Genomic DNA, 8,104 nt, shown 5'->3' with positions numbered 1-8,104 from the left:
TGTGTAATTTATGTTGTCGTAAACACAAAGTACACAAAATAGGGTAGGTTTAAGCAATTGAATCTACCCTTATTTTAAAATCGTTTCTCGGACACTAGTGAATTTAAAACAAAAACTATGGTTCGAATCCTTCTCTTAGCTTTTGTTGGATTGCTATTTCTTGCATGTGGCACCAAATCCTACCAAAATGATGCGCTGGTTATTGAATTGACTGGACAGACCAAGCAGCTTCAGCTACCTGACGGTTGGGGGCAATTCAGCCTAGGTTGGAGGGTATCGGCTGCTGGAAAAATCTTAGTAATTAACAGTCGGACCTCAGAAATAGCCATCTACAATGGCCTTGATGATGTTTCTCCTTTAGTGATTAGTTTGGAAGCTGATGGTCCGGATGGATTAGGCGGACCTAGTCAGGATGTTCAATGGGGATATGATGAGTCATTTTGGGTTTCGACTTTTGGAGATAAACTAATCCAATTCGATTCAGATGGTACTATCCTGAGACGTGTTTCGATTCCTAACGAAAGTCTGTTAGCACAGAATATTTCTTTGTTGAATTTCAATTTTATCGTTTTAGAATCAGGTGTTTATTTTTCTGCGGCGCCGCTTACATTTGCTTGGAATACCTTAAGTGTAGAAGAGATTATAGCAATTCCTAATTTGCTTCACTTGGATTTGAATTCGAGCGAGTTCAGTGTTATTTCTACCTTTGCTGCCGATTTCTTAGGAACTAATCTTAATAAAAACATTATGCCAACCTTATTTAAGGGGCTAAATAATGCTGTAATCATCAACCATAATTTTAGGGATATTTGGGTGTATCAAGAAGGAGAATTGCTACAAAAAGAAGTTTCCTTTAGTCAATTTTCTCCTATGCCTCCATCTTCTTCCAAAGATATTTTTGAAGATATGGATGAAATTATGCGCTTGTTAAATTATTCAGATGCTTACTGGGAGCTCTTTCCATTGACAAAGCAGCAACTCCTTGCTAGAATTATAAAGTTTGAGGAAAAACCTGAAGAAGAGGTTTTTGGAATGGAATTTATCCCATCTCGATGGGGAATGGTTTTGGTGAATTCATCCTATGAAAAGCAAGGAGAGTTTTTGTTTCCAACGAATGCTTACAATCCTCAATTACTGTATTCCGATGCAGCAGGTGTGTGGGTCTGTACCACACATCCCAACCGGTCGGATATAGAAGAGGGTGTGCTGGTTTTTGAGCTCTTGACTATCAAGTGATCATCAAATTGTGTCTTCCAAGTAAAAACTGCTTAGAATATAGCTCAACTGCTCATACTCAATGAGGAATGCATCATGCCCCAAGTGGGAGCTTATCTCTCTGTAGGTGCCTTTTGGAACATGTTTGGCGATCAATTGGGATTCTTCTTTCAAAAACAACATGTCCGTATCCACGCCAATGGTTAAGACCTTGCTTGGGATTTCTTGCAAAGCTTTTACTAAGCCACCTCTTTTTCTTCCCAAGTCATGGGCATCCATTGCTTTGCTTAGAGTCCAATAAGAATAGGCATTGAAGCGCTTGGCAAGCTTTTGTCCTTGATATTGGAGATAGGAGGAAATACGGTAATTGTCCAGTTTTTCTTCCTGGTCATCTTGTTTGAGTTCGAAGTCTCTTGGGTGCCTATACGATAGCATTGCAATGGCACGAGCTGCTTTTAAGCCATCTTTCCCTGCTTCCGGCTGCCGTTCTCCCCAGGTGCAATCTGATGCAATGGCCATTCGTTGTGTTTCATTAAAACCCCTTATCCATGGTGTGGCCTTGGCATTGGAGGCAATGATTATGCTGTGTTTTACTCGGTCTTGGAGTAGGTAAGCCCATTCCAATCCAACCTGACCACCCAAGGAACCACCGATAATGGTATCGATGGTTTCGATTTCCAAATGCTGCTTTAACAAATCTAAAGAGTTTGCCATATCTCGGGGAGTGATATGTGGAAAGTCATAATAATAGAAATCTCCTGAAATAGGATTCACTGACAGGGGAGAGGTGCTACCATAGCTTGAGCCCAATAAATTGGCACACACGATAAAATGCTTTGAAGGGTCATAGAAGCGGTCTTCACCAATAAGCCCATTCCACCAGTCGGAAACCTTAGCATCACCTGTTAAGGCATGAATTACCCAAATGACATTGTCTTTGGCGGGATTGAGTTGACCCATAGTGGTAAAGGATAACTCAAACTCGGGTAAAACTTCTCCGGATTCTAGTGTGAAGGGTTCATGATGGATGAAGGTGTCTTGACTCATATCGATGGTATAATAACTGCTAATCAAATTCATGGGAAAGGTAAACTAGTTAGATGTAACACAAGGAGGAAACAATTGGCTGACTGCCATAGGAGGAAACGATCAAATAATTCGTTTACTGCTAGATAAGATGTGTTAATGCTGATAAGCTGTACGTGTCATACTTGTTGAATTTATATTTCCGAAAGGAGATATTCCAGTCGGCAGGAATTGGCACCTTTCCACTTGGATGGTTGCCAGAGGGTCATAGAGCCTGTCTCTCGCCTCTTCTGTATAAATCCGAACACTAAAAAGTGAAAGGATACTGCAAAGTAATAGTTGGAAGTTGGATTATCCAACGATTACTAAATATTTTTTTAGAACTGACTGTTTTACAAAAATTGGCATTCCTTTCGCTATCGCATGATTCATACATCATTATCCTATGAAAACGAAACTAATAAATTTCAACATGACTCAATCTAACAGTAAGATCACCCTAATTATCAAACCTTTCTTAATGCTTAGCTTTGCTCTGTTTTTTCTAACTTCTTGCTTAGATAACAACCTAGATCTAGTAGAAGATATTAATGAGGATTTTTCAGGCATTACTTCCATAGAAGTTGATGGTGAATTTTTGGATGTAACTTATGTAGGAGAAGCAGGTAGACAATCTGTGAATTTAACTGCACAATTATTATCCAATTCTAATAGAAGATTCAATATTGAGTATCGTGTTGATGGTTCCAAGCTAATCGTCGAACTTGATAAAAGAGGAGGCTTAGGCAATGCAAGAGGTGAGGGGTCTATCGTGCTAAGAGGACCAAGAAACATGATGATTGATATCGAAACAGAAAATGGTACTATCGCAATAGAAAACATTGTATCATCTCAAATCGACGTCGAAACCAACTCAGGTACTATGAACCTTCGCAATTTGACAGTCAATGATATTGAGCTTTCAACTAATTCAGGAGCCATTGATGCGCAGGATTTGACTGGTAATGTGGACCTAGAGGTCAATTCAGGTAGAGCAGTATTAACCAAAGTTGATGGAAATGTTGATGCTGAATTAATTTCAGGACAAATGTCAATTTCACAAGTAAATGGACTTGTGAATGTTACCAATCAATCTGGAAATGTAGAACTCAATCAAGTTACAAGAGCGGGTAATGTTACTGTAACCTCAGGACAAATTTTTGCAACTCGTACAGGATTATCAAATCTAACGGCCCCCCGCGTTGGCTCTGGATATATCTACATTCAGACCACCAGCAACTTGAATAGTTTTAATTTCAACATCACTACTGGTTCTGGAAGTGCAAGAGTTGGTAATAATACTAATTCCGGAAGCTTAGTATTGAATAACGGAGCAACTGCCACTATAAGAGGGGAAGTGGGTTCAGGTAAGTTGGAGATTGTAAATTAAGCTTTCCAGTATTCCTTATTCATCCTCACAATGTTAGCAACTGATATTCCTTGGGGACAAACGGCTTCACAGGCTTTGGTCATCGTGCATGAACCAAAGCCTTCTTTATCCATTTGAGCTACCATTGATTTCACCCGCTTTCCTGCTTCTATGCTTCCTTGGGGCAACATGGCCAAATGACTGATCTTAGCTCCTGTAAAAAGGGCTGCACTGGCATTTTTGCAAGTAGCCACACAAGCGCCGCAACCGATGCAAGAAGCTGAATCAAAAGCTTCCTCTGCCAATTCATGGGAAATTCGGGTACTGTTTGCCTCAGGCGCTTGACCAGTATTGACACTGATATAGCCACCTGCCATGATGATGCGGTCAAATGCTCTTCGGTCTATGCACAAGTCTTTTTTGATAGGAAATGCTTTTGCGCGGAAGGGTTCAATTACCAAGGTGTCTCCATCCTTAAAACTTCTTAAATGGGTTTGACAGGTAGTTACCCCTTTCTCTGGACTGTGAACATCCCCATTAATAACAAATCCACATTGTCCACAAATACCTTCTCTACAATCTGAGTCGAAAGCCACCGGTTCTTTATCCGATAAAATCAATTGCTCATTCAACACGTCCAACATTTCCGGTACAGACATTTCAGGATGTAGATCATTGAGTTGATAGGTCTCAAATGAGCCTTTAGCAGTCTTGGATGCCTGTCTCCATATTTTCAGGGTTAATTTCATATCAGGCGTAGGTTCGTTCTTGTGGTTGGATAAATTCGAAATGTAAGTCCTCCTTGTGGAGTTTGAAGTTGCCCTCTGCATATTCCCAAGCAGATACAAATTGGAAATTTAAATCGTCACGCTTGGCCTCTCCACCTGGAGTTTGATGCTCCACGCGGAAATGGGCGCCGCAGGATTCTTCCCGTTGCAAAGCATCGTGGAAAATCAGTTGTGCCAATTCCAAATAATCTTCCACACGTGCAGCTTTTTCCAATTCCATATTCAGCTGCTTAGTTGAGCCAGGGATTTTTAAGTACTTATAAAATTCTTGTTGAAGATCTTTGATGGCTTGAAGTCCTTCTTTCATTACAGATTTTTCTCTGGCAAGACCGCATTTATTGGTCAGGATACCTCCCAATTCCCGGTGAAACTGCTCAGCCGTCTTATTTCCTTGAATTTTCATCAATCGGCCAATTCGCTCTTCCGTAAGTTTCAATTCTTCTTGACCAAAATCATTTGGTACCTGTTGTTTGGGTTGCTCACCCGCCAAATAGTTCATGATGGTATGTGGAGCGATAAAATATCCGTCTACGCATGCTTGAAGCAAGGAGTTTGCTCCCAAGCGGTTGGCGCCATGGTCTGCAAAATTGGCTTCACCCAATACAAAAAGCCCTGGTATGCTACTTTGAAGCTCATAGTCTACCCATAATCCGCCCATTGAAAAGTGTGCGGAAGGTGAAATGAGCATAGGTGATGTATAGGCGTTTACACCGGTAATTTTTTCGTACATATCGAAAAGGTTGCCATAGCGTTTTTGGATGGTTTCTTTTCCGTCCCGTTGTATGGATGTCTGAAAGTCCAGGTACACTGCATTTTTCATAGGTCCTACACCTTTGCCTGCATCAATTTGCTCTTTGGCCGCTCTGGATGAAATATCCCGTGGTGCTAAGTTTCCATACGATGGATACTTGCGTTCCAAGTAATAATCACGTTCATCTTCGGGGATTTCATGTGGAGCTCTTGTGTCATGTGCTTTTTGGGGAACCCAAATTCTTCCATCATTTCTCAAAGACTCTGACATCAATGTCAACTTGGACTGATGATTGCCTAATTGGGGTAGGGAAGTAGGGTGGAACTGTGTCCAGCTAGGTGCGGCAAAGTAAGCCCCTTTCCTGTGAGCACGCCAAATCGCAGAGCCGTTACAGTTCATCGCTAAGGTAGAAAGGTAATAGATCTTTCCATAACCTCCTGTGGCCAAGATAACCGTATCTGCATGGTGAATGCTCAATTCTCCCGTCTCCAAGTTTCTGGCAATTATTCCTTTGGCTTTTCCATTTTCCAGGATCAAGTCCATCATCTCGTGAGAGGTATTGAGTTGGACTTGCTTGAGTGCAACTTGCCGCATCAGTGCCTGATATGCTCCCTGTAACAATTGCTGTCCTGTTTGTCCGCGGGCATAAAAAGTTCTGCTTACCTGTACCCCTCCAAAGGAGCGATTGCTCAAATAACCCCCGTATTCCCGAGCGAAAGGGACGCCTTGGGCAACTGCTTGGTCGATTAAGGCCATGGAGCATTCTGCCATTCGGAAAACATTAGCTTCTCTGGACCTGAAATCTCCACCTTTCAAGGTATCATAAAACATGCGCCATACGCTGTCTCCATCATTTTTATACCCTTTGGCAGCATTGATGCCGCCTTGGGCAGCCACACTGTGTGCTCGTCGGGGGCTTTCATGGTAAGTAAACACTTCACATTGGAAGCCCAATTCAGCCAAACTAGCGGAGATGGCACTTCCGGCCAATCCAGTACCAACTACAATAGCTTTGTATTTTCGTCGGTTGGCAGGATTAATCAAACGGGCCTTGGCGATATACCATTCCCACTTTTTGTCCAATGGTCCATCGGGAATTTTAGGATTTATCATAGCATGAAAAAAACGTTACCCCCCTAAACTAAGAAGAATTTCTTGAATATTCTAGACTGGGATTGATAATCAAATAATAAAAAGTACCAAAGTAGCTTCAAGGGTTTTCATGGGGAAGAAAAAAACCTGCGGCAATGAATCTGCCACAGGTTTATAAGTAGTGTACTTAAAGCTTGGTGACCTTCACCGCCGTTCCCGATGCAGTAACCATCAGCATGCCATCACGAATGGTTTCGTAATCCAGATCGATGCCAACTACTGCATTGGCCCCAAAAGCACGGGCTTGCATTTGCATTTCAGACATGGCTGTGGATTTGGCTTCCCGAAGTACGCGCTCGTAAGCACCTGCCCGGCCACCGACGATATCCGTAATACTGGCAAAGAAATCCTTGAAAACATTGGCACCTATAATGGTCTCCCCGGAAACAATTCCAAGGTATTCTGTAATTGCGTATCCTTCTAGTGAAGGTGTGGTTGATACAATCATATGCGAAAATTTGATTAATTTTTTTCTAATCCTGGCGAACGCTCCAAGAACTCCTGATACAACTTAATATGTCTGTTGCTCATAGGAACCCTGTAGCCGTCGATAAATACATGTCTGATCTGTGTTCGGGTTTCAAATGGATCGCCAGTAGAAACTAATAAGGTAGCATCTTTTCCAACTTCCAATGAACCTAACCTGTCAGCAACGCCGAAGATTTCTGCAGGGTAGATCGTAACGGCTTTTAACGCCTCTTCCTTACCCATTCCATACGCTGCGGCAAATCCAGCATTGAAAGGTAGGTTTCTGGTATTTTCAGCGTCATTGGCTCGGATAGCTACTTTCACGCCTGCTTTGGCCATTTTGCCGGGGTTGGTGTAAGCTGCATCGTATCGATCTGATTGACGAGTAGGTATCGATAGCATAGGACCTGTTACAACAGGAAGTTTGGCAGCGGCAATCTGCTCGGCTACTCTCCAGCCCTCTGCTACGCCTGTTAGGATTGCTTTTACCTCTTTGGACGCAATCCATTCGATTGCTTTCAAAATATCAGTAGCTGCATTGACTTCTACCAATAAAGGTAATTCACCCGCAACCACTTTAGATAAGTGTTCCATTTCAGGGTAATATTCCAATGCTGCACCAGCAGTTTTTAGGCGGTGATAGGTGGTTGCTTTTTCCCAAATTTCATTCAGCGTTTCCTGAGCTTTTTCAAACTCTTTTTTGATATCATCATCACTTCTTCTATCCCATGTGCTTCTACGGGCAGAGGATGGGAAATTCATCACTACGCCTTTGAAACCTGCATACATTTGATCAGGAGTGTATCCATTAAGATTGATTAAAGCCGCTGTTCCTGGAAATAGGCCTCCTGAAGGCATGGTTAAAGTAGTCGTTACTCCTGAGACACGGGTTACTGGAATGGCCACTGAATTGGGATTCACAGCAACTAAGGCTTCCATGTTTGGAGTTACCTGTCCGATTTCAGCATAGTCTTGTGTTTCGGCTAAGGAACCAACTTCCACCAAACCCAAACGGCTTCCACCGTCAATTAATCCGGGATAAATAAATAAACCCGTGCAGTCAATTACTTCAGCATCTCCAGCATCTACTTGTTGGCCTAGTGCTTGGATTTTGCCATTGGCAAGTAAAATGCTTCCGTTTTGGATGGTACCATTCGTGACTGTGACGATGGTAGCATTTTGCAATAAAAAGCGACCATTTTTAGGTTTGACGAATTCACCGTCATATTGCGCGAATCCCAAGAAAGGCAGTAAAACCAAACTCAGGATAAAGGATAAGATCTTTTTCATGTTTTC

At 42.2% G+C, this 8,104-nt stretch carries 7 protein-coding genes and 1 riboswitch; of the genes, 2 read left to right on the top strand and 5 right to left on the bottom strand.

From position 1 onward, the window contains the following. The first annotated feature begins 117 nt into the window (after window positions 1–117). On the top strand, window positions 118–1,236 hold the full coding sequence (locus tag IE080_RS17270) for a DUF4221 family protein (protein ID WP_189585688.1): 1,119 nt from the start codon (window positions 118–120) through the stop codon (window positions 1,234–1,236). A 3-nt stretch (window positions 1,237–1,239) separates the two neighbouring features. On the opposite strand, the gene IE080_RS17265 is transcribed toward IE080_RS17270, so the two are convergent. Further along, entirely contained in the window at window positions 1,240–2,295 is a 1,056-nt protein-coding gene (locus IE080_RS17265) for a homoserine O-acetyltransferase family protein (RefSeq protein WP_189585685.1), read from the bottom strand. 137 nt (window positions 2,296–2,432) lie between these two features. Next, window positions 2,433–2,542, bottom strand: a riboswitch (SAM riboswitch). 219 nt (window positions 2,543–2,761) lie between these two features. On the opposite strand from IE080_RS17265, the gene IE080_RS17260 reads away from it, so the two are divergent. Continuing rightward, on the top strand, window positions 2,762–3,670 hold the full coding sequence (locus tag IE080_RS17260) for a DUF4097 family beta strand repeat-containing protein (protein WP_189585683.1): 909 nt from the start codon (window positions 2,762–2,764) through the stop codon (window positions 3,668–3,670). Here the strand turns inward: IE080_RS17260 and IE080_RS17255 are convergent. The 4 genes from IE080_RS17255 to IE080_RS17240 all read right to left on the bottom strand — a co-directional run bounded on the left by IE080_RS17255 (window position 3,667) and on the right by IE080_RS17240 (window position 8,098). Then, complete coding sequence (locus tag IE080_RS17255) at window positions 3,667–4,398, bottom strand: succinate dehydrogenase/fumarate reductase iron-sulfur subunit (RefSeq protein ID WP_189585680.1); 732 nt, start codon at window positions 4,396–4,398, stop codon at window positions 3,667–3,669. The genes IE080_RS17260 and IE080_RS17255 overlap by 4 nt on opposite strands. 1 nt (window position 4,399) lies before the next feature. Further along, a complete protein-coding gene (locus IE080_RS17250; RefSeq protein ID WP_189585678.1) occupies window positions 4,400–6,301 on the bottom strand; it encodes a fumarate reductase/succinate dehydrogenase flavoprotein subunit in 1,902 nt (633 codons plus the stop codon). A 166-nt stretch (window positions 6,302–6,467) separates the two neighbouring features. Then, window positions 6,468–6,788: a YbjQ family protein gene (locus IE080_RS17245; protein ID WP_189585676.1), complete on the bottom strand. Its 321-nt coding sequence runs from the start codon at window positions 6,786–6,788 to the stop codon at window positions 6,468–6,470. A 14-nt stretch (window positions 6,789–6,802) separates the two neighbouring features. Continuing rightward, window positions 6,803–8,098: an amidohydrolase family protein gene (locus IE080_RS17240; protein ID WP_189585673.1), complete on the bottom strand. Its 1,296-nt coding sequence runs from the start codon at window positions 8,096–8,098 to the stop codon at window positions 6,803–6,805. Between the last annotated feature and the right edge of the window lie 6 nt (window positions 8,099–8,104).

Source organism: Mongoliitalea lutea (assembly GCF_014652135.1).
GTDB lineage: Bacteria > Bacteroidota > Bacteroidia > Cytophagales > Cyclobacteriaceae > Mongoliitalea > Mongoliitalea lutea.
This window is presented reverse-complemented; position numbering and strand designations above follow the sequence as displayed.